The sequence below is a fragment of the Humibacillus xanthopallidus genome (assembly GCF_006716675.1).
Taxonomy (GTDB): Bacteria; Actinomycetota; Actinomycetes; order Actinomycetales; family Dermatophilaceae; genus Humibacillus; species Humibacillus xanthopallidus_B.
The window spans coordinates 424,360-446,000 of the sequence record NZ_VFPM01000001.1 but is presented as its reverse complement, the minus strand read 5'-3'; the positions used below and the strand labels follow the sequence as shown (position 1 = coordinate 446,000).

General features: G+C 72.3%; 19 protein-coding genes and 1 pseudogene. 12 read left to right on the top strand and 8 right to left on the bottom strand.

The window, feature by feature from the left end; translation table 11 throughout:
* Position 1 precedes the first annotated feature (1 nt).
* The 4 genes from FBY41_RS01880 to rfbB all read right to left on the bottom strand — a co-directional run bounded on the left by FBY41_RS01880 (position 2) and on the right by rfbB (position 5,005).
* A complete protein-coding gene (locus FBY41_RS01880) occupies positions 2 to 1,768 on the bottom strand; it encodes a glycosyltransferase family 39 protein (RefSeq protein WP_141841728.1) in 1,767 nt (588 codons plus the stop codon).
* 28 nt (positions 1,769 to 1,796) lie between these two features.
* Positions 1,797 to 2,612, bottom strand: a complete 816-nt coding sequence (gene aqpZ, locus FBY41_RS01875) for an aquaporin Z (RefSeq protein WP_141841727.1) — start codon at positions 2,610 to 2,612, stop codon at positions 1,797 to 1,799.
* Between the two features lie 495 nt (positions 2,613 to 3,107).
* Positions 3,108 to 3,995, bottom strand: a complete 888-nt coding sequence (gene rfbD, locus FBY41_RS01870; protein ID WP_141841726.1) for a dTDP-4-dehydrorhamnose reductase — start codon at positions 3,993 to 3,995, stop codon at positions 3,108 to 3,110.
* On the bottom strand, positions 3,992 to 5,005 hold the full coding sequence (gene rfbB / locus FBY41_RS01865; protein WP_141841725.1) for a dTDP-glucose 4,6-dehydratase: 1,014 nt from the start codon (positions 5,003 to 5,005) through the stop codon (positions 3,992 to 3,994). Before rfbB ends, rfbD begins: the two co-directional genes overlap by 4 nt.
* A 63-nt stretch (positions 5,006 to 5,068) precedes the next feature.
* Here rfbB and FBY41_RS01860 point away from each other — a divergent pair, with 63 nt between their 5' ends.
* The 5 genes from FBY41_RS01860 to FBY41_RS01840 all read left to right on the top strand — a co-directional run bounded on the left by FBY41_RS01860 (position 5,069) and on the right by FBY41_RS01840 (position 9,649).
* Positions 5,069 to 6,406: a UDP-glucose dehydrogenase family protein gene (locus FBY41_RS01860; protein ID WP_141841724.1), complete on the top strand. Its 1,338-nt coding sequence runs from the start codon at positions 5,069 to 5,071 to the stop codon at positions 6,404 to 6,406.
* 41 nt (positions 6,407 to 6,447) lie between these two features.
* Positions 6,448 to 7,335: a glucose-1-phosphate thymidylyltransferase RfbA gene (gene rfbA / locus FBY41_RS01855; RefSeq protein WP_141841723.1), complete on the top strand. Its 888-nt coding sequence runs from the start codon at positions 6,448 to 6,450 to the stop codon at positions 7,333 to 7,335.
* Positions 7,335 to 7,970 (top strand): dTDP-4-dehydrorhamnose 3,5-epimerase family protein, encoded by a 636-nt coding sequence (locus FBY41_RS01850; RefSeq protein WP_141841722.1) that lies wholly within the window; start codon positions 7,335 to 7,337, stop codon positions 7,968 to 7,970. Before rfbA ends, FBY41_RS01850 begins: the two co-directional genes overlap by 1 nt.
* Positions 7,967 to 8,593, top strand: a complete 627-nt coding sequence (locus FBY41_RS01845) for an arsenate reductase/protein-tyrosine-phosphatase family protein (protein ID WP_141841721.1) — start codon at positions 7,967 to 7,969, stop codon at positions 8,591 to 8,593. Before FBY41_RS01850 ends, FBY41_RS01845 begins: the two co-directional genes overlap by 4 nt.
* A gap of 75 nt (positions 8,594 to 8,668) precedes the next feature.
* The gene (locus FBY41_RS01840; RefSeq protein ID WP_141841720.1) at positions 8,669 to 9,649 is read left to right on the top strand and encodes a WD40/YVTN/BNR-like repeat-containing protein; all 981 of its coding nucleotides are present in this window, start codon (positions 8,669 to 8,671) and stop codon (positions 9,647 to 9,649) included.
* Between the two features lie 45 nt (positions 9,650 to 9,694).
* Here FBY41_RS01840 and FBY41_RS01835 read toward each other — a convergent pair whose 3' ends face one another.
* The gene (locus FBY41_RS01835; RefSeq protein WP_260439503.1) at positions 9,695 to 10,753 is read right to left on the bottom strand and encodes an LCP family protein; all 1,059 of its coding nucleotides are present in this window, start codon (positions 10,751 to 10,753) and stop codon (positions 9,695 to 9,697) included.
* A 66-nt stretch (positions 10,754 to 10,819) separates the two neighbouring features.
* Here FBY41_RS01835 and FBY41_RS01830 point away from each other — a divergent pair, with 66 nt between their 5' ends.
* Positions 10,820 to 11,404 (top strand): hypothetical protein, encoded by a 585-nt coding sequence (locus tag FBY41_RS01830; RefSeq protein WP_141841718.1) that lies wholly within the window; start codon positions 10,820 to 10,822, stop codon positions 11,402 to 11,404.
* Positions 11,405 to 11,512: 108 nt separating this feature from the next.
* On the opposite strand, the pseudogene FBY41_RS23735 reads toward FBY41_RS01830, so the two are convergent.
* A pseudogene (locus tag FBY41_RS23735) lies at positions 11,513 to 12,601 on the bottom strand (acyltransferase family protein); the annotation flags it as partial.
* Positions 12,602 to 12,654: 53 nt separating this feature from the next.
* Entirely contained in the window at positions 12,655 to 13,761 is a 1,107-nt protein-coding gene (locus FBY41_RS01820) for a glycosyltransferase (RefSeq protein WP_141841716.1), read from the bottom strand.
* 43 nt (positions 13,762 to 13,804) lie between these two features.
* Between FBY41_RS01820 and FBY41_RS01815 the strand changes: the two genes are divergently transcribed.
* The 6 genes from FBY41_RS01815 (at position 13,805) to FBY41_RS01795 (ending at position 20,496) form a co-directional block, all read left to right on the top strand.
* On the top strand, positions 13,805 to 14,716 hold the full coding sequence (locus FBY41_RS01815) for a glycosyltransferase family 2 protein (protein WP_185748847.1): 912 nt from the start codon (positions 13,805 to 13,807) through the stop codon (positions 14,714 to 14,716).
* Positions 14,713 to 15,786 (top strand): glycosyltransferase family 4 protein, encoded by a 1,074-nt coding sequence (locus tag FBY41_RS01810; RefSeq protein ID WP_141841714.1) that lies wholly within the window; start codon positions 14,713 to 14,715, stop codon positions 15,784 to 15,786. Before FBY41_RS01815 ends, FBY41_RS01810 begins: the two co-directional genes overlap by 4 nt.
* A gap of 81 nt (positions 15,787 to 15,867) precedes the next feature.
* Positions 15,868 to 16,857 carry a glycosyltransferase family 2 protein gene (locus FBY41_RS01805; RefSeq protein WP_141841713.1) on the top strand — a complete coding sequence of 330 codons (990 nt, stop codon included), beginning with the start codon at positions 15,868 to 15,870 and terminating at the stop codon, positions 16,855 to 16,857.
* Entirely contained in the window at positions 16,854 to 17,801 is a 948-nt protein-coding gene (locus FBY41_RS23245) for a hypothetical protein (protein ID WP_185748846.1), read from the top strand. Before FBY41_RS01805 ends, FBY41_RS23245 begins: the two co-directional genes overlap by 4 nt.
* Complete coding sequence (locus tag FBY41_RS01800) at positions 17,798 to 19,411, top strand: oligosaccharide flippase family protein (RefSeq protein ID WP_185748845.1); 1,614 nt, start codon at positions 17,798 to 17,800, stop codon at positions 19,409 to 19,411. The genes FBY41_RS23245 and FBY41_RS01800 overlap by 4 nt, the downstream gene beginning before the upstream one ends.
* Complete coding sequence (locus FBY41_RS01795; RefSeq protein WP_141841711.1) at positions 19,408 to 20,496, top strand: glycosyltransferase family A protein; 1,089 nt, start codon at positions 19,408 to 19,410, stop codon at positions 20,494 to 20,496. Before FBY41_RS01800 ends, FBY41_RS01795 begins: the two co-directional genes overlap by 4 nt.
* Here the strand turns inward: FBY41_RS01795 and FBY41_RS01790 are convergent.
* The gene (locus tag FBY41_RS01790) at positions 20,427 to 21,626 is read right to left on the bottom strand and encodes a glycosyltransferase family 4 protein (protein WP_185748844.1); all 1,200 of its coding nucleotides are present in this window, start codon (positions 21,624 to 21,626) and stop codon (positions 20,427 to 20,429) included. The two genes, FBY41_RS01795 and FBY41_RS01790, sit on opposite strands and share 70 nt — an antisense overlap.
* Between the last annotated feature and the right edge of the window lie 15 nt (positions 21,627 to 21,641).

Sequence of the window (21,641 nt, the reverse complement as noted above, 5' to 3'; positions counted from 1 at the left end):
GTCAGGGCTTCCGTTCGTGGGGGCAGTCGAGGTCGACGGGTCGGGCGACGAGGTCGAAGGTGCCACCGAGCGGCGCCCACACGGAGGACCGCGCCACGACGTCACCGGCACTCATCGGCAGCACGCCCCGGGTGTGCGAGACCATGACACAGACCCGCGGGTTGGCGAAGACCCGGCTCACCCAGAAGGGGTGCCCGGGGAGCACGCGAGGGTGGGGGTCGATCGGCTGCTCCTGGTGGAAGCCGAACCACTCGAAGCCCGCGTCGATGGTGGGCGCGCTCCAGCCCCGAGCCTGCAGCTGCGTTCCGAGCCGCCACTTCGCCGCGTCGAACTGCACCGAGGTCACGACGAGCGAGAGGGCGACCACCGCGACGAAACCCGTCACGACCCCCGACCCCCAGGCGGCGGCCCGGCTCGGCCAGCGCTCCTCGTCGAGGCTCGGCTCGCGCTGCCAGGCCCAGAGCAGGGCCGCTGCCACCGCGGGCACGACCGGCACGAAGTAGCGGTCGAAGAACGGGCTCGTGGTGAAGATCGCAAGGGTCACGGTGAGCGCGACGTAGGCGGCGGCATACGTCAGCGTGAGAGTGGCGGCGGCCGGGTGCCGCGGCGCTCGCTCCCCGGCGAGGCGCCGCGCTCGCACGCGGCCGACCGCGGCGCCGGCGAGCACCACCGCCATCACGGCGCTGAGCACGGCGACCGCCACGACGAGCGACCAGACCCACGGCGTGACGACCACGGGGCGCACCCCCGCGACGGTGCCGGTGTAGGACCCGCGCATTCCCAGGTAGTTGCCGAGGAAGACCCCGTTCATCACCTGCGTGCCGCCGAGGAAGAGCACGGCGCTCACGACCGTCACCCACCGGTGCCGCACGAGCAGGTGCCACCCACCGCGGAAGACGACGTAGATCGTCGCGGGCGACACGAGCAGAGCCATGGTGTATGCCGCCCGGCCGGCGAGGTGCACGTCCGCGAGGTCGGGCAGGAGGCGGAGTGCGACGCTCGGGCCCGGGAAGGAGCTCGTGCGCCAGAGGTAGAGCGCGGCCGCGACGGCGAGCCACCCGATGCCGAGAGCCACGACGAACCAGCGGTCCGACCGCGACGTGGCGGCATCCGTTGCAGGGTCGGTGGGCGCGGAGGTGCCGGGCCTCACCCGCCACCACGCGGCCGCGACGATGGCTGCTGCTGCGGCGGCGGCATACTCACGCACGGTGAAGCCGGCGAAGGCCGCGAGCAGGGCCGCTGCCAGCCACGCCCGGCTCAGCCGGCGCTCGCGCATCGCCCGTGCCGCGAGGAGGAGGGCGAGCGACTGGAACGTGAAGGTCGGCACGTCGGTCATGAACGTCGGCGTGATGCCGGCGTAGATCGGCCCCAGTGCGAGCGTGGCCACGGCGAGCAGGGCAAGGCCCGGCCTCAGGAAGCCGCGGACGAGGAGGTAGGTCCACCAGAGCGCGAGGACGCTGAGGACGGCGACGAGCAGCTGGAGCGCGAGCATCGACGGGCCGAAGAGCGCCATGACGGGACGCGCGAGTGCGATGTGGCCGACGAGCATGGCGCGTGTGTAGGGGTCGGGCGCGAAGCCGCCGTCCTGCCACGTGGCGAAGGCGACGCGGTAGTAGACCCAGTCATCGTTTCGGGAGATGCCGAGGGCGCCCGTCGCTGCGGCCAGGGCGACGACGGCGGCCGCCCAGGCGACGCAGACGGCCAGCGACACGAGTCGCTCGCGCCCCGTCACCGGAGCCGGCCCGGGCGGAGAGGAGAGGTCGGGCACGGGGCCCGGTGGGGGAGTCAGATCGGGCTCAGCTGTCCAGCACCGGGTTGCCGGCGGCGTCGCGAGCGGCGTTGTCGACGTCGTCGGTGGAGCCGTCGATGTCCATGTCGGCACGGTCCTCACCGGTGATCCACGCGAAGGTCACGCCCGCGATGAGGGCGCCGACGATCGGCGCGACCCAGAAGGCCCAGAGCTGCAGGCCGGCGTCGTTGCCGTTGAAGAAGGCGACGGCCGTCGAGCGCGCCGGGTTGATCGACCCGTTGCTCACCGGAATCGCGACGAGATAGGCGATGAGCAGCCCGAAGCCGATCGCCAGCGGGGCGAAGCCCTGAGGAGCGTCGGACTTGGTCGCGCCCAGGATGATGTAGACGAAGAAGGCCGTCACGAGGGCCTCGACGACGAGCACGGCGCCGAGACCGAAGCCGCCGGGGGAGTGCTCGCCGTAGCCGTTGGCCGCGAGGTTGCCGGTGACCGGCAGGCCGCGGCTCTTGACGAGCCCGGCGAGGGCGCCACCGGCGAGCAGGCCGCCGACGACCTGGGCGCCGACGTAGGCGGGCACGTCCTTCCACTCGAAACGGCGCGCGATCGCGATCCCGATCGTCACGGCGGGGTTGAAGTGGGCCCCGGAGACATGGCCGACCGCGTACGCCATCGTCGTCACCGAGAGACCGAAGGCGATGGCGACCCCGAGGTGCCCGATGCCGTAGTTGACGGGGCTGCTGTCGGAGAGGGCCGCGACGAGGAACTTGCCGTTGAAGATGGCCGAGCCGCAGCCGATGAAGACCAGCCAGAAGGTGCCGAGCGCCTCGACCGCGAGGCGTGAGCGCAGCTTGGGGGTGTACATCGGGTGTCCTCCAGCATGACGGTGACGGGCGGGTGGCGGCGACGGCGTCGGACCGTCCGGCACTCCGGTGCTCGCAGCGTAATGGACCTCCAGGCCCCGATCGGCGACGCGGGCCCGAGACGATGTGGCCGATTTCGGCCGATTGCCCACGGCGACCCCGCGACGTCGGCCACACGAACCGGCCGAGCATCGACCTCGACGCGGCTTCCATCCCTGAGGGCACCCAGATCGTCGTGGTCGGCTGCGCACAAGCGATCGGGGTGTTGGACATCCGCCGCGCCCGACCGACGGTTCGGGAGCTAAGCGACTGCTGGGCGACCACGGCATCACGAGCCGATCCGAGTGGCTGCTTGACGGGGGGCGGCGCTGACTCAACGGATCGCGCCCGGGCGGCTCGCCTCCTCCATCTATCGCGGGTCGATCGCCGGTCGCCGGTCGTCGAGCTGGCAAAGGGTCAGCCGGGGAGCAACGAGTGCCCAGCTCCCTGGCGTCCTGTCAGCGGGATGCGAGGTGGGCGGCGAGACCCGGCCGCCATGGCCTTACGGCGGGGACGTCGGCGGCGGCGAGGGAGGCGTGCGACAACACACTGTAGGCAGGCCGTGGCGCGGGCCGGGGGAAGGCCTCCGTGGTCGTCGGCTGCACCCGAGCGGGGTCGAGGCCGGACTCCTCGAAGATGGCGCGAGCGAACCCGCACCACGTCGTCTCGCCCGACGACGTGCCGTGGTAGGTCCCTGACGGGGCATTTGCCTCGACGAGGCGCAGGAGCAGGTCGGAGAGGTCGACCGTCGAGGTCGGCTGTCCCCGCTGGTCGTCGACGACGCTGAGGGTCTCGCGCTCACCGGCCAGTCGCAGCATCGTCGAGACGAAGTTGGGTCCGCCGTGGCCGTAGAGCCAGGCCGTGCGCACGATCCAGTAGTCCGTACACAGCGCCTGGACGGCCCACTCGCCGGCCGCCTTCGTGCGACCGTAGGCCGAGCGCGGAGCGATGGGGTGGTCGACGGCATACGGCTCGGTGGCGGTGCCGTCGAAGACGTAGTCGGTCGAGATCTGCACCATGCGCGCACCGGCGTGGGTGCACGCACGGGCGAGGTTGGCGGCGCCGACTGCGTTGATGCTGAAGGCGATTCCCTCCTCCGTCTCCGCAGCATCGACTGCGGTGTGGGCGGCGGTGTTGATGACGAGGTCGTGGCCGGCGACCCCGGCGATGCACTCGCCCGCGTCCGTCACGTCGAGGTCCCCGCGGCTGAAAGCGGTGACCTGATGGCCGGCCGCGTGCAGTCGCGGCACGAGGTCGTAGGCGAGCATGCCGCCAGCACCTGTCACGAGCACGCGCAGCGGCTCAGCCGCCACACCCCCGGAGCCGTCGCTCGTGGCTGACGTCATCGACCGAGCCGGGCATAGACGCGCTCGGCGTCGACCTTGGACTGGCGCCACCAGTCCTCGTTCGCCTGGTACCACTCCACGGTGGCGGCGAGACCCGCGCGGATGTCGGAGTAGCGCGGGCGCCAGTCCGTCTCGGCGCGCAGCTTGCTGGAGTCGATCGCGTAGCGCAGGTCGTGGCCGGGGCGGTCGTTGACGTGGTCGAACCAGTCGGCCGGCTTGCCCATGATCTCGAGGAGGAGCGTGACGATCTCGAGGTTGTTCTTCTCGCCGTCGGCGCCGATGAGGTAGGTCTCGCCGAGGCGCCCCTGCTCGAGGATCGCGATGACGGCGTCGTTGTGGTCGTCGACGTGGATCCAGTCGCGCACGTTGAGGCCCGAGCCGTAGAGCTTGGGCTTGGTGCCCTCGAGGATGTTCGTGATCTGCCGCGGGATGAACTTCTCGACGTGCTGGCGCGGGCCGTAGTTGTTGGAGCAGTTCGACACCGTCGCCTGGATTCCGAAGGACCGGATCCACGCGCGGACGAGCAGGTCGGCCCCGGCCTTCGTCGCGGAGTAGGGGCTCGACGGGTTGACCGGCGTCGACTCCGAGAAGCGCTCCGGGTCGTCGAGCTCGAGGTCTCCGTAGACCTCGTCGGTCGAGATGTGGTGGAGGCGCTTGCCGTGTCGGCGCACCGCCTCGAGGATCGTGAAGGTGCCGACGACGTTGCTCTCGACGAACGGCCACGGGCTGTCGAGGCTGTTGTCGTTGTGCGACTCGGCCGCGAAGTGCACGATGACGTCGTGGTCGGCGACGAGCCGGTCGACGAGGGCCGCATCGGCGACGGACCCCTCGACGAGCTCGACCGAGCCGTCACCGCCGAGGTCCGACAGAACCGGCGCGAGCGAGGCCCGGTTGGCGGCATACGTCATCGAGTCGATGACAGTGAGCGACCAGTCGGGGCGCGTCTCGCGAGCGCGCAGGACGAAGTTCGAGCCGATGAAACCGGCACCGCCGGTGACGAGCAGACGCATGGGCCACACCCTACCGAGCCTGCGTCGGTGGCTCCTGCCCTGACCATCGTTATGCTGCCGATCGTGAAGATCTCGGTCATCGGATGTGGCTACCTCGGCGCCGTGCACGCTGCATGCATGGCCGACTTCGGCCACGAGGTGATCGCCCTCGACATCGACGCAGCCAAGGTCGAGCGTCTCGGGCAGGGCATCCCGCCCTTCCACGAGCCCGGTTTCGAGGACGTCCTCAAACGCGCGCTCGCATCGGGCCGCCTCCGCTTCACGACGGACCCGTCGGCCATCGGAGAGGCTGAGCTGCACTTCATCGCGGTCGGCACCCCGCAGCGCGGCGGCAGCTACGCCGCCGACCTCAGCCAGGTCGACACGGCGGTGGCGTTCCTGCTCGACCACGCCCGCTCCGACGAGCAGCCGGTCGTCGTCGCCGGCAAGTCGACCGTGCCCGTCGGCACGGCCCAGTCGATCGCCGACCGGCTCGCCGAGGGCGGTCTCGACGCCGTCGTCGTCTGGAACCCCGAGTTCCTCCGCGAGGGGTATGCCGTCGCGGACACGACGCGCCCCGACCGTGTCGTCTACGGCCTCCCGGAGGACGCCGAGCGTGGCGAGATCGGCCGCGCGGCGCTCGACGAGGTCTACCGGCCGATCATCGACTCCGGCACCCCACGACTACTCGTCAACTACCCGACCGCCGAGCTCGTCAAGGTCGCCGCCAACAGCTTCCTCGCCACGAAGATCTCCTTCATCAACTCGATGGCCGAGCTCTGCGACGCCACCGGGGCCGACGTCACCCGCCTCGCCGAGGCGATCGGCCACGACGACCGCATCGGGCCGAAGTTCCTCCAGGCCGGCATCGGTTTCGGCGGGGGGTGCCTGCCCAAGGACATCCGTGCCTTCATGGCGCGCGCCGGTGAGCTCGGCGTCGACCAGTCACTGACCTTCCTGCGCGAGGTCGACTCGATCAACATGCGCCGGCGTGACCACGCCGTCGAGCTCGCCGCCCAGATGTGCGGCGGCCGCCTCGTCGGTCTCAAGGTGGCCGTGCTCGGCCTGACCTTCAAGCCCGACAGCGACGACGTGCGCGACTCTCCGGCGCTCGACATCGCCGGGCGCCTCTGGGGTCGCGGCGCGAACGTCGTGGCGACCGACCCGGCCGGCGCCGACGCCGTCCGGAGGGTGCGCCCCGACCTGCAGATCGTCGACACGGCGGACGAGGCGCTCCAGGGAGCCGACCTCGTCATGCTCCTCACGGCCTGGCGTGACTACGTCGCGCTCGACCCGGCCCACGCGAAGTCGCTCGTGGCCGTGCCACGCATCATCGACGGACGCAACGCCCTGGATCCCACGGCGTGGTCGCAGGCCGGCTGGGACTACCGCGGGATGGGACGGACCGCGTCCACTTGGTGAGCGGTCCTCGGCCGTCGCTGTGACGGATAGGGTTGCCCACCATGAAGGGCATCATCTTGGCCGGGGGATCGGGCACGCGGCTGCACCCCATCACGCGTGGCATCAGCAAGCAGCTGATGCCCGTCTATGACAAGCCGATGGTCTACTACCCGCTCTCGACGCTCATGATGGCGGGCATCCGCGAGGTGCTCGTCATCACGACGCCGCAGGACGGCCCGCAGTTCGAGCGGCTGCTCGGCGACGGCTCCCAGTGGGGCATGGCGATCACCTATGCCGTGCAGGCCAGCCCCGACGGGCTCGCCCAGGCCTTCATCCTCGGCGCCGACTTCATCGGCAACGACCAGGTCGCTCTCGTGCTCGGCGACAACATCTTCTTCGGCCCGGGCCTCGGCTCGCGCCTGCGTGACAACACGAACGTCCACGGCGGGCACGTCTTCGCCTACCGCGTCGCCGACCCGACGGCATACGGCGTCGTCGAGTTCGACGATGACGGCACGGTGCTCTCCATCGAGGAGAAGCCGGTCCACCCGAAGTCCAACTACGCGGTGCCGGGCCTCTATTTCTACGACAACGACGTCGTCGAGATCGCGCGCAAGCTCACCCCGAGCGAGCGCGGCGAGCTCGAGATCACGGCCGTCAACGACGAGTACCTCCGGCGCGGCACCCTCACGGTGACGCCGCTGCCCCGCGGCACGGCATGGTTCGACACCGGCACGTTCACCGGCCTCATGGAGGCCAGTCAGTACGTCCACGTCGTCGAGGCGCGACAGGGGCAGAAGATCGGCTGCGTCGAGGAGATCGCCTGGCGCAACGGCTGGATCGACGACGACGAGCTGCGAGTGCACGCCGACGCCCAGGCCAAGAGCGGTTACGGTCTCTACCTGCACGCCCTGTTGGCCGACGCCCACGACGGGCACGAGGAGAGCTGATGGAGATCCGACCGCTGTCGATCGCCGGTGCCTGGGAGGTGACTCCACGGGTCTTCCCCGACGACCGGGGTGTCTTCCTCGAGTCCTTCCGCGGCGACAAGCTCGCCGAGGTGATCGGTCACCGTCTCGACGTCGTGCAGTGCAACGTCTCGGTGTCGTCGCGCGGCACCGTGCGCGGCATCCACTTCGCCGACGTTCCCGTGGGGCAGGCGAAGTACGTCACCGTCGTGGCGGGGTCGCTCATCGACTACGTCGTCGACCTGCGCGTGGGGTCGCCGACCTTCGGCCAGTGGGACTCCGTGCTGCTCGACACCGGCGACCGGCGGGCCGTCTACCTCTCCGAGGGTCTCGGTCACGCCTTCTGCGCCCTCGAGGACGGCACGACGGCCCACTACCTCTGCTCGTCGGCCTACAACCCGGCGGCGGAGCGCGGCATCAACCCGCTCGACCCGGAGGTGGGCCTGACCCTGCCGGAGGGCGTCGAACCGCTCCTGTCGCCCAAGGACTCGGCAGCGCCGACCCTTCGGGCGGCGCTGGACGACGGCCTGCTGCCGAGCTTCGAGGTGTGCACGGCCTTCACCGAGACGCTGGCCGCCTCGCGGGCGCCTCTCTCGGGAGGCTCGGGAACGGCATGACCGAGGCACCGCTCGGGGGAGCGCAGGGCAGTGGCGACGGCAACCCACCGGCAGTGGGCCACATCATGGTCGTGTGCACCGGCAACATCTGCCGGTCTCCCTACGTCGAGCGCCGCCTCGCTCAGCTGCTCGCCGACACCGACGTCGTCGTGTCGAGTGCGGGCACGCGGGCCGTCATCGGCGCCCCGATCGAGCCCGGCTCGGCCGAGCTGCTGGCGGCTGCCGGCGGGAGCACCGACGACTTCGCCTCGCGGCAGATCACGCCGGCTCTGCTCGCCGAGGCAGACCTCGTCATCGCGGCCACCCAGATGCATCGGGCCGAGTCCGTGCGGGTCAACCCGCGCGTGCTGCGCCGCACCTTCACCCTCGGGGAGCTCGCGGACCTGCTGCGCGACGCCGACCTCGTGACGGAGGCGGCGCAGACGGACCCCCAGCTGCCGTGGGCACGGCGCCTCGCTGAGATCGCCCTCCACCGCCGTGGGCTCTTCCGCGCCCGACCGCCGGAGGAATCAGACATCCCGGACCCCTATCAGCGCGGGCGCGACGCCTACGCCATCATGGCCAACGAGATCGAGAAAGCCCTGCTCGTCGTCGGTCCGGCGCTGAGACCCCCCATCCTCTAGACAGGATGCGGTCCGGCTCCGCGGGGACTCGTACGATGTGACCCGGCAGATCTCGGGTGAGGAGTGGGGACAGGCATGCAGAACAAGGTGGCCACGATCGGACTGGTGGGCTTCCTCGCTGTCGACGTCGCTCTCGTAGCGCTCGCGCTGCGCCCCAGCCGCCCCGACGACGCGAGTCCCGCGGCCACCACACCGGTCACCTCCTTCACGACCCCGGGCGCCAGCGGCGCGACCGGCGCAACCGGCGCGACGAAGACCCCCACGACGACCGCCTCGAGCGGCGCGACCGGTGGCTCGGCCGCCCCGACCGGTCCCAAGCCAGCCCCCGTGACCGAGCTCGTCGGCGCCCTCGACGCGACGACCGCGTGGCGCGCCACGACGGGCACCTGCGGCAAGGGCGGTTCGGCCATGTTCGTGACCACCGACGGCGGCAAGACGTGGGACAAGACCGAGTCCCCGGCCCGCGCCCTCATCCGCGTGCAGCCGCTCACCGCCGCCCGGGTCTTCGCGATCGGAGCCGGCTCGAGCTGTGACCTCAAGCAGTACGCCAGCAACGACCTCGGCGTTACGTGGCAGGCGGGCACCGCCGTGTCCGGCGGGTGGGCCCGCCAGCTCGACGAGCCGACCGAGGTGCTCACCCCGCAGGACGACCGCGCCCAGCCGTGCGGCGCCTCGACCGACGTCATCGACCTCTCGCGCACCTCGGCCGACCAGGCGCAGGCGCTCTGCGCCGACGGCAGCGTCATGCTGACCGAGGACGGCGGCCAGCGCTGGACCGACGACGGCACCGTCAAGGGCGGGCTGGCGCTCGGCAACCGCCTCGAGTCCAACCGCCTCGCCACCTACGTCGCGCGCGTCGGCGGCGACTGCCCGGGCATCGACCTCGTGCGGGTCGTCAAGGGCGAAAAGCTCGAGAGCGTCGCCTGCGTCGGCACGAAGGTGCCGTCAGAGGCCGGTCAGGTCGGGGTGTCGGTCGTCAGCGCGGGGGCCTGGATCGTCGCCGGCGACGCCGTCTACACCGGCAACGCCAACCTCACGAAGTGGAAGCAGCCCTGACCGGGAGCCGGTCCTGACAGCACCAGCGGGCAGCCAACCGACCGGTCACTGGTAGGACTCCAGGGCGTCCTCGCGGATCGCCTTGCCGAGGTCGGCCATCCGGCCCTTGTCGACGATGTCGATCGACTGGCCGTCCTTGCTCGTGCCGAAGCCGCTGAACGGCGCCGTGATGAAGCGGACGTCGCCGCCGCGCAGGTTGCGCATCGCGAAGGCCTCGGCGCGCATGTCGGCGACGTCGAGGTTCTGGTCGACCGTGAGGTTGCTCGTGGCCGCGTCCATGAAGTCCTTGAGCTTGATCGGGTTGGTCAGCACGTCCTTGCTCAGCGTCTTGAGCATGAGCGCCTTGACGAAGGCGAGCTGGCGCTGCCCACGGCTGATGTCACCTTGGCTCAGCATGTAGCGCTGGCGGACGAAGACGAGGGCCGTCTCGCCGTCCATGTGCTGGATGCCCTCCTTGAAGACCTTCCCGTCGCCCGTCGAGGCCTCCTCGACGTTGACGTCGACACCGCCGACGGCGTCGGTCATGTTCTTGAAACCCTCGAAGCCGAGCATCGCGACGTGGTCGATCTTGACCCCGAGCATGTTCTGCATCGTCTTGACGAGCAGCGGCGCCCCGCCCCACGCATACGACGCGTTGAGCTTGGCCTCGCCCTTGCCGGGGATCGGCACCCAGAGGTCACGCGGGAAGTGGATGAGCGTGACGTCGCGGTGGTCGGCCGGCACGTGGACGAGCACCATGACGTCGGAGCGGGCGCCCTGACGGTCGGGGCCCGCGTCGTTGCCGATGATGAGGTAGTTGGTGCCGCTGCCGGTCACCTGGGGCACGGCCTGGCCGTTCGCGTCGACGGGCGGACCCGTGTCAGGCAGGAGCATCTCCTGCTTGACGTTGTTGCTGACGATCTGGTTGAGCCAGACGAGATAGCCCCCGACCGCGAGGACGGGGACCAGGAGCAGCACGAGCGCGACGATGAGCACCTTGCGGTTGCGACGCTTGCGCCGCGACCGCTCGATCGGGTCGTCGTCGTCTGCCCCCACGTCGAGCGTGGGGCGCTCCTCCGGATCTGCGTCCGGATCGCCGACCAGGGCCGCTCTTGTGTCTTCCACGCGGTCAGTGTAAGTGCCGCGGCGGCCGTTCATGGCGCCCTTCCACGGATGCCTACACTGTCCGCCATGCCCAGCGGACCCCGGCGATCGCGCGGCGCCGACGTCCTCGTGGGGCTCGGCGCGCTGGTCGTCTTCGTCGCCTATGTCTGGGTGCTCACCAAGGCGACGCCGGTCGTCGTCACGGCGTTCTCCTTCGCCTCCGACAACAAGCCGGAGCTGTATGCCGCCTTCCTCGCCCTGCTCGTCGGCCTCCCCGGGCTGCTGTGGACCCTCCCGAGAGCGTTCCGCGCCCCGCCTCCTGCCGTCGTGCCGTCGGTGCGCAGCCGCCGGCAGCTGCGCGAACGGAACCGGTCGTTCCTGCGCACGGACGTGCTCGGCCTGGCGTTCCTGCTGCTCGCCCAGGTGCCGCTGCCGGCGCCCTGGGGGCCTGCCGGCAAGGCCGCGACCATCGCGAACATCACGAAGTCACCGGAGATCGTCGAGCTGAGCGCGCAGTTCGCTACCTACTCGCTCGGGGTCTTTGCCGTCGGCGTCGGTGCGGCGGTCATCGTCAAGGTCTACGGCCACGCGGCTGCCTACCGCGTCATCGGCATCATCCTCGCCGTCGGTGCCCCGGTCGTGGCGTGGTTCCTCGTCATGCGCACGCTCTGACGGACCCGGCGCGGCGGCGTGCCGGTCGTCGACCGGCGCGTCGCGCACGACGCTGCGCATGCTGCCGCGCACGAGGAACGGCTTCTCGATGAAGTGGTAGAAGACCGACGCGAGCAGCACCGTCACCGTGCCGCCCACGGCCAGAGCGACGAGCGTCGTGAGACCGATGCCCCACGTCTCCGGGTCGGCGAGGCCCGACGTGAGCAGGAGCACGGGCTGGTGCAGGAGGTAGAAGCTGTAGGAGATGACCCCGAGGGCGGTCAGCCACCGCAGGGGCCCCCGCTCGAAGACCCGCGACGGCACGTGGGCGAGCAGCACGAGGAGGCAGAGGGCCGTCACGCCGAAACCGAGCGCGCTGACGGGACCCCAGCCCGCGGCATACCCCAGCGCGCCGAGGGCGGCGGAGAGCGGCAGCACCAGCCAGGCGGCACGGCTCGTGCGGTCGCGCACGAGCGAGCCGGGCGCCGGGGCGGCCGACACGACGAGGGTCGCCGCCCACATGCCGAGGGCGAACTGGAACCACCGGGCCGGGAAGAGCTTGCCCGGGTCGGGCAGGAAGCCCAGCGGGTGCGGCTGAGCCACCCACCAGACCGTGAAGACCGCCCACACGAGGGCGACGGCCAGCGTCGTCAGCAGGGCGCCGCGCATGCGCCAGCGGCGGTGGATGAGCAGCAGCAGCGGGAAACCGAGATAGAGCGTCGCCTCGAGCGAGATCGACCAGAGGGAGCCGTTGACCGAGCCGAGGGTCGCGCGGAAGAAGGGGAACGTCAGGGTGAGGTGGGTGACGACGTCGAAGCCGTTGAGCGGCCGCGACACGAGCCGCTCCTGCAGTGCCGGCACGAGCTCGAGCACCATGACGAGCGCGACGGCGGCGTAGTAGGCCGGGAGCAGGCGGTAGGCGCGCCGGCGGAAGAAGCGCCGCGCGTCGAGCGAGCGCATCGTGCCGCCCCGCAGCAGCGGCAGGGTGAGGCAGAAGCCCGACAGCACGATGAAGATGTCGACACCCGCCCCGCCGAAGCCCATGACCCGCACGAGGAGCCCGTCCGCAGTGAGGGTCGGGGGCCGCACGTTGTCGAGCCAGTAGCCGTGGATGTGCAGGAGGAAGACCCAGAGGGCGGCGAACCCGCGCAGGGTGTCGACGTAGGCGAGGCGCCGCGTCGCCGTGGAGCGCTCGGGCGCGTCGTTGGTCGCGGCCATGGCCCCTCCTCCGTCACCGTCGCCCGTCCTGCCCTCGGGGCGTGCACAGGGGGTCAGTCTAGGAAGCGGGAGACCTCGGTGCGGATGCGTTCGTGGAATCGCTCCTCGGAGAACGCCTCGGCGTGCGCGCGGATGGCCTCCGCGCTCCACGCCCGGTCGCGTGCGCTTACGATGGCCGCGCGGACGGCCGCCACGGTCGGCTCGTCGAAGAAGAGGCCGTTGACCTGCTCGTCGATCGTGTCGAGGTAGCCGCCACCGTGCAGGGCGAGCGTGGGCACCCCGAAGGTGGCCGCCTCGAGCGGCGTCAGGCCGAAGTCCTCGAGGCTCGGCCCGACGAGCGCCCGCGCGTGGGCGTAGGTCCACCGCAGCTCGGCGTCGGTGAGGCCGCTGAGGAGGCGCACGTTCTCCGGCGCCGCAGCGCGCAGCTGCTCGGCCTGGGGGCCGTGACCGACGACGACGAGGCGCTCGGGCAGGCCCCGCACCGCGTCGATCGCGACGTCGACGTTCTTGTAGGGGAGCAGGCGCGAGACGACGAGCAGGTAGCCGTCCTCCCAGTCGGCCAGCGCGGCGACCGGGCTCAGCTCGCCGGAGGCGTCGACGCCGTAGGGCGGCGGCACCACCGCCGCGTCGATGCCGTATGCCGCCGCGATGCGTTCGCGGACCACCGTGGAGTTCGCGAGGTAGACGTCGGCGGACGCCGCGGCCCGGCGGTCCCAGCGCCGGAGCCAGCCGCCGAGGACGTCGAGGGCTCGGGCCTTCGCCCCGCGACCGGCCTCGTCGCCGAGGTAGGCGTCCGCCTGGTAGAGCCACCGCGCCGGGGCGTGGCAGTAGACGATCTTGCGCCCGGTCGTCGGCACGCCGTGCGCCCACCCGGAGCTCGACGCCACGACGACGTCGGCGTCGACGCGAAGGCGCGAGACGGCATACGGCAGCAGGGGGAGCGCGGCGCGGTGCTCCCGACGCAGGAGGCCGATGCGGTTGATCGGCGACGTGACGATGCGGGCGTCGCGGAACTCCGGGTAGGTGCCCTCGGGGTCGTAGAGCGTCGTGTGGATCGTCGCGTCGGGGAAGGCTCGGTGGAGCGCGAGAACGACGCGCTCGGCGCCGCCGCGCTGCGTGAGGTAGTCGTGCGCGATGGCGACGCGCGGTCGTTCCGTCATGGTGTCCGATCAGTCGACGGGTGGGGACGCTAGATTCGGGCAGGTGCCCAGAGTCAGTGTGGTCGTGCCGGCCTACAACCCCGGGGATCTTCTCACCCGATCGCTGTCCTCTGTGCTCACCCAGAGCATGGCGGACCTCGAGGTGGTCGTCGTCGACGACGGGTCGCGCGAGCCGCAGGAGTGGGTGACCGGCCTCGACCCCCGGGTCACCTACGTGCGCCAGGAGAACCGCGGTGTCTCCAGCGCGCGCAACGTCGGCGTCGCTGCGGCACGCTCCGACTGGATCGCCTTCCTCGACCAGGACGACGAGTGGCTGCCCGAGAAGCTCGCCCTGCAGCTCGACCTCGTGGCCGCGAACCCGCGAGCGGCCTTCTGCTGCACGGGATTCGACTGGGTGCGGCCGGAGGGTGCGGTGCACGGCGACCCTGCACGGCTGACCTACCGCGGGCTGCTCAGCACCCAGTCGGCCCTGCTCAGCTCGATGCTCGTCGCCCGCGAGGACTACGAGGCGGTCGGGGGTCACGACCCGCTGCTCGTGCAGATGCAGGACTGGGACCTCTTCCTGCGCCTCACGATGGGCGGCCGCGACCCGGTGATGGTGCCGGACCGGCTCGTCCGCTACCACCTCCACGGCGAGAACGCGTCTCGCGACTACGCCACGGCGATGCGCGAGCGGCTCTCGATCCTCGACCGCCACGAGGCGCGGGCGCGGCGCCTCGGCGACGGCATGACCCTCGCGGCCGTCGACCGCGGCCGGAGCCGCACGCGCGAGCTCTTCGCCCACCAGGCGGTCGACGCCGCCCGTGAGGCCGGCCGCAGCCACGACGGTCGGGGTGTGTTCGAGCACGGGACGCGGGCCGGGCGGCTCAGCCCCGCCGTCGTCGCGACCGCGGTGGGGCAGGCCGTCGCGGCCCGGGTGCACGGCCGCGGCCGAGGGTCGGGGGAACGCGCGTGAGCGCTCGCCTCGCCGTCAACGGCAGGTTCCTCTCGCAGGCGACGACCGGCACGCAGCGCTACGCCCTCGAGCTCGTCACCCGTCTCGTCGAGCGTCACCCGGGCACCGTCGTGCTCCACGTGCCCCGCGGCACCGAGGTGCCGGCAGGCGTCGCCGGTGCGGCGGAGGTGCGGGAGTCCCGCGCCCGCGGACAGGTCTTCGAGCAGGTTGCCCTGCCGTGGGCGACGCGACGCGACCTGCTGCTCAGCCTCGGTGGGCCGGCGCCGGTCGCGGCACGCCGGCAGGTCGCGACGATCCACGACGTCTCCGTCTTCCGCCACCCGCAGACCTACAGCCGGGCCTTCCGCACGTGGTACCGCGCGATGTACCGCGTGCTGTCGCGCCGGGCCGTGCGGGTGCTCACCGTCTCGCAGTTCAGTGCCGACGAGCTGGAGCGAGTGCTGCACGCGCCGCCCTCGCGGGTCAGCATCGTGCCGAACGGCGCCGACCACGTCGACCGGGTCGTGGCGACGCAACCCGACCTCACGGCATACCCCGGCCTGGCCGCGGGGGAGCCGTGGGTGCTGTGTGTCGGCACGTTCGCGCGCCACAAGAACCTCGGGCCCGCGCTCGACGCCCTCGAGTCCGCGGGCATCGCGTCGGTCGTCGTCGGCGCTCGCGGCAGCGCGGCGGTCTTCGCCGAGGCCGGCGCGCAGCGGTGGAGCCGCGCCCACTTCGCGGGACGTCTCTCGGACGAGGAGCTGACCTGGCTCTACGGCCACGCGACCGCGCTCGTCTTCCCTTCTCTCTACGAGGGGTTCGGCATCCCCGTCGTCGAGGCGCAGCGACTCGGCTGCCCCGTCGTCGCGCTCGACACCGGCCCCATGCGTGAGGTGGGCGGTGACGCGGTGATGCTCTGCGACCCCGGGCACCCCGAACAGGTCGTGGAGGCCGTGCGCCGACTCGTCGAGGAGCCGGACCTGCGCGCGGCGACGGTCGAGGCCGGGCGCCGCAACGCCGAGCGCTTCCGCTGGGACGCCTCCGCCGACCGGCTGGAGGACGCACTCACCCGGGCCGGGTGGTCGTGGTGACGCGACCGCCGCGGGCGAGCGGGCGCCCACGGGGCACCCGGGGCGGTCACCGCGGCCCTCGGCCAGTGCGATACTCCTGCCATGTCTGACGCCACGTCCCCGTCGGTCGACGTCGTCGTCGCGACGTTCAACCGCCCCGACAACGTGCGGATCTGCCTCGAGCACCTCGAGAAGCAGACCCTCACCCCCGACGAGATCGTCGTCGTCGACTCCTCGCCGCACCGGCTGACCGCCGACGTCGTCGCCGACTTCCCGGGGGTGCGCTACATCCGCAACGACGCCGGGCCGGGCACCCTTGCCACCTCGCGCGCGATCGGGGTCGCCGAGACGCGCTCCGACATCATCGCCTTCATCGACGACGACGCGTACGCCGAGCCCGACTGGCTCGAGAACATCGTGGCCCGCTACGCCGACCCGGCGGTGGGCGCCGTGGGCGGTCGCGCGAGCAACGGGCGACCGGGTGAGGAGCTCGAGGGCCTCGACGAGGTGGGGCGCCTGCTGCCCGACGGCACGCTGACGGGCAACTTCGCCGCCGACACCGGCCACGACATCGAGGTCGACCACGTGCTCGGAGCCAACATGTCGGTGCGCCGGACGGCGGTCGACGGCATCGGCGGCATCGTCGACCTCTTCCCGGGCACGTGCCTGCGCGAGGAAAGCGACATCATGCTGCGCATCGGGCGGGCCGGCTGGCGCATCGTCTACACGCCGTCGGCCCTCGTCGAGCACGTCGCCGCGCCCTACACGCGGGGCCGCCGCTTCGACGTGCGCTACACCTACTACGGCCACCGCAACCACATCGTGCTGCTCTCGCACACCTTCGGCATGGGTGCCCCGATCCTGCGGCGCTACGTCGGCACCACGCTGCGTGGCGTCGGCGGCACCGTCGCCGAGGGGGCCAAGGCGCTCGTCGACGGCGACCGCAGCCCCCGCCAGCGGGTGCGCTCGCTCGGCGGCAAGGCGCTGCACGCCTCCGCGACCCTGGGCGGGCTCGCGGCCGGCACGACGGTCGCCGCGCGCACCCGTCTCGCTGCGCGCCGCACCGGTGACGGGCGGGTGACGGGCGGGTGACCGCGCCGCCGGTCACCGCGGCATACGTCGTGCTCTCGCACGCGTCGGCCGACCGGCTGGCGCACCTCGTCGGCGCGATCCGCAGGTCGAGCCCGCACAGCTTCGTGCTCGTCGCCCACGACGCGCGGGCCACGCCGGCGCCGCGGTTCGACGACGAGCGGGTGCAGGTGTGGACCCACGGGCTGGCGACCGACTGGGGCTCCTGGGAGCTCGTCGAGGCGACGCTCGGGGGCTTCCGCCGCGCCCGCGAGGCGGTCGACCCCGACCTCGTCGTGCTCGTGTCGGGGCAGTGCCACCCGGCCGTCGACCTCGCCGCGTGGGAGCGCGAGCTCGTCGCCGCCGGCGGATGGCAGGGGCAGGTGCGCCCCGTCACCTACCGCCCGCGCTGGGGCGGGGCCGACGGCACCGGCGACCAGACGATGACGCGCTACGCCTACCGCTGGTGGCGCGCGCCGCTGCTCGATGCCACCCTCCGTCGCAAGGGTCGGCTCGCCCGGCTGGTCTGGGCGGTCGCTCACCGCACCGAGCCACTCGTCTCGGTGCGGCTCGTCGAGCGGGGGCCCGGCGCCCACGTCGGGGTGCGTCGGGTGCGCAACCCCTTCACCACTGGCACGCCGTGCCAGCTCGGGTCGCAGTGGGTGGCCCTCGACCGCACCGGCCTCGACCAGGTGCTCACCGAGCTGGCACCCGGTGCCCCGCTCGAGCGGGTCTACCGCCACACGATCATCCCCGACGAGAGCGCCCTGCAGACCGTCCTCGCCCGGCACCGCGCACCGGTCTCCGCCCGCACCGTGAGCCACCGGCTGCCCGAGGACCGGGTGCTGTCGTGGCAGGAGCAGCTGCACGACATCGAGGCCTCCGGCTCGCCGTTCGGCCGCAAGGTCGAGGACTTCGCCGACCCCGCCGTGCTCGAGCGGCTCGACCAGCTGAGCGGGGCGGCGTGACCACCCCCGACGGTATGCCGCCCCAAGACCCCGACGAGCTCGGCCCGGCGGCCGTGCTCGGCCAGCCCACGGAGGAGGCCCTCAACCGCGGCGCGCTGCAGGAGCGGGCCGTGCGCGGGGTGACGTGGACGATGATCCACACCGTCATCGCCATCCCGGTCGCCTTCGTCGTCAACCTGCTCATCGCCCGGGTGCTCGGTGCGGCCGACTACGGGCGTCTCGCCTTCCTCACGGCGCTCATGGAGTTCGTCTCGGGCCTGCTCGCGTCGGGCTTCGGGGCTGCCGTCATGCAGTTCGGGTCCAAGGCCCACGCGGCCGGGCGCACCCAGGAGGTGGCCGCGCTCCTGTCGAAGTGGCAGGGCTTCCGCGTGCTCTTCGCGATGCCGATCCTCTCGCTCGTCGTCGTCTTCGCCACCGACGTCTCCCCGGCGGCCATCGCCGTCGCCGTCGTCTTCGGCGTCGTGCTGCCCTCGACGCTCGACGGTGCGGCCGCCTGCCTCGGCATCGAGAACAAGACCGCCGCGGGCGCCAAGATCACCCTCATCACCTCGCTCGTCACCCAGGCCGCCGTCGTCGCGGTGCTCCTGCTCGTGGGCACCCCCGAGGCGGTGTGGTTCACGAGGCTCATCGTCTCGGGCGTCGCGATCGCGATGTGCCTCATCCCGATCTCCAAGGCGTACCGCCGCGCCGTGCTGCGGCCGACGCTGCCCCGGCAGCTGCCGCCGGGCTTCCTGCGCTTCGCCGTGCTCATGGGCGCCTCGGGCGTCGTGGGGGGCCTCGTCACCTCGCGCAGCGAGATCTTCGTGATGAACGCGATCGCGACACCGGCGGCAGTCGGCATCTTCGCGCTCGCCTTCGGCCTGTCGAGCCACGTCTTCGCGCCGGCGCAGGCCTTCCTCGGCCCGCTCATCCCGGCGATCTCGGGGCTGCGCGAGGTCGACAGCGCTGCGGTGCAGCCGGCCTTTCGCCGGGTCATGCGAGTCGGGAGCACGGTCGTCGGGCTCCTGTGCGCCGGCGTGATCGCCCCGCTCGCCGCGCTCGTGCCGAGCCTCTACGGGGCAGAGTTCGCGCAGGCCGCGCCCGTCGTCGTGGCCCTCAGCATCTCGGCGGGCCTCGTCACCTGCTTCAACCCCGTCTATGCCTTCGTCACCTCGCGCCTGTCCGGAGGCTCCATCCTCAAGGCGAACCTCGTCGCGCTCGCCCTCGACCTCGGTCTGGCCTTCGCGCTCATCCCGTCGATCGGCGTGTGGGGCGCGGTGATCGCCAACGCGGCAGGCGCCCTGACGACGCTGTCCATCCTCCTGCGCCTCGAGCTGCGCCAGCTCGGGCTCCGGGTGGTGGACCTGCTCACCGACACGGTGCCGGTGCTGCACGGCAGCGTCGTGGCGGCCGTCGCCTTCTTCGCCAGCGAAGGTGTGGGGGTGCCACCCCTCGTGCGCGCGATCGCCCTCGGGCTGCTGGGCACCGCGGCCTACCTCGGTGGCGTGCGCCTCCTGCGCAGCGGCCTCACCCCGACGGACGCCGAGGTGCTGTCGCGCGGACTGCCGGCACCCGTCCGGCCCGTCGGCGGCATCGTGGTCCGGCTCATCACCGGCCGGGTCGCCGCATGACGTCGGCCGCACGGCTCGACTACGACGTCGTCATCCCCACCCACGGGCGCGACCTCGGCATGCTCCGTTCGACGCTCGACAGCGTCCGGGGCCAGAGCCTGCCGGCGCGGTCGGTCATCGTCGTCGTCGACGGCAACCCGGCGGCGGCCGAGCACCTGCGGCGGACCGAGCCCGACCTCGACGTCCTCGTCACCGAGCGGCCGGTCGGCGCCGGGGTCGCCCGACAGCGGGGCATCGAGCGGGCCCGGGCCGAGTGGGTGGCCTTCGTCGACGACGACGACCTGTGGGCCCCGCGCAAGCAGCAGGTGACCGCCGAGCACATCGCGGCCCACCCGGGGTGCGCCGCGGTGCGCACGGCCTTCTGGACCTTCACGACGCCCGGGTCGGGGCTCGAGCGGGTCAGCGAGCTGCGGGCCGAGCTCGTCGGTGCGACCGTTGCCGAGCTCGAGTCCGCAGCAGAGCACGCGGCGCAGCTCAACGACATGCGATACCTCGACATCGAGGGCCACAGCCTCGCCCTCATGCTCGAGCGCAACCGGGGTGTCATCGGCTCGAGCGTCGTGCGGCGCTCGCTGCTGCAGTCGCTGGCGCCCGTGCCCGAGGGTGTGCGACCCGGTGAGGACCACCTGCTCCTCACCCTCGTGGCACGCCACGCCGAGTGGCTCCTGATCCCTGAGCGCCTGCTCTACTACCGCCTCCATCCGGGGCAGGACACCCGCCGACCGGACCCCGCTGCGGCGCGGTCGATCATCCGCTCTCGCCAGCTCGCGTGGCAGCGTGCCGGCGACCGGGCGCCCCTGCCGCTGACGGCCTACGGGCCGGTCTACCGGCGCGAGCTCCGGCGGCTGCTCTGGCCCCTGCTGCGCGACCGCCACCTCGGCGAGTTCGCCCGCACCTACCGCGCCGCGTGGTCGCTGCTGCCGCACGTCTCCGACCGCGCCCTGCTTCTCGTGCCCGAGCCGGTCGTGTGGCGCCTCGTGCACCGGCGACGAGAACGCCGGCCGGCCCCCTCGATTCAGGACCTGCTCGGCAGCGTGCCCGACGGCCCCGACGGCCCCGACGGCGGCACGACGGCCGACGCATAGATCGCGGTGTAGTCCCGCGCCACGCGGGTCCATGTGAAGGCCTCGACCGAGCGCCGGCCCGCAGCGGCGAGCGACGCCGCGAAGGCGCGGTCGTCGAGCACCCGCCGCAGGGCCGCTGCGAGGGTGGCGGTGTCGCGGGGATCGACGACGAGACCGTCGACCCCGGATTGCACGAACGTCGACGGGCCGCCGAGACTCGTTGCCACCAAAGGCGATCCGGCCCGCCACGCCTCGAGCGCGACGATGCCGAAGGCCTCACGGCGGCTCGGCATCGCGACGACCTGGGCGTCGCGCATCCACGCATCGACACCGGCCTCGTCGAGCGGACCGACGAGCCGGAAGCGGTCGCCGAGGCCACGGCTCTGGGCCAGGGCAGCGAGCGGGTCCGCCTGCGAGCCGGAGCCTGCGACGACGAGCGTCACCGACGGGTCGTCGAGGGCGGCAACCGCGTCGACGAGCAGGTCGAAGCCCTTCATCCGCTCGAGGCGGCCGACGGCGAAGACGACGCGGTCACCGGCGCCGAGACCGAGCAGGCCGCGTCGCGGCGGTCCGGACGGTTGCTCCGGTGCCGGCCCGACGCCGTTGGGCACGACGACACCACCGACGAGGCCGAAGCGGTCGCGCAGGTCGTCGAGCACCTCCTGCGAGCAGCCCGTCGTCACGGTCGCCGCCGAGATCGCCTCGCGTAAGCCGCGGCGCAGGAGGGCAGAGGTGCCGAAGGCGTCGTGGTCGTCCATGAAGGTCTCGCCGTGCGACGAGAGCACGAGGGGGAGCCGGGCGCGCCTCGCCAGCGCGGCGGCATACAGCCCGTTGGGGCCGAAGCACTGCACGTGCAGGACGTCGGGGCGGAAGGAGCGCTGGGCGGAGCGCCACGCGCGCCAAGCCCCGGGGGCCGCCAGCGCGAAGCGGGCCATCGCGCCCACACTGCGGGCGGGCATCGGGGTCGGCAGGTGCCGCACCCGGATGTCGTCGAGCTCCGTCGTGCCGAGGTGCTCGCCCCGGTCGACGGTCCACACCTCGACGTCGGTGCCGGCCGCGCGCAGCTCGCTCGCGACGTGACGCACGTGGGACTCCACCCCGCCGAGGTGGGGGTGGTAGGACGAGGCGACGAGCGCGACGCGAGTGGGCACCGGCTCATCCTTCCC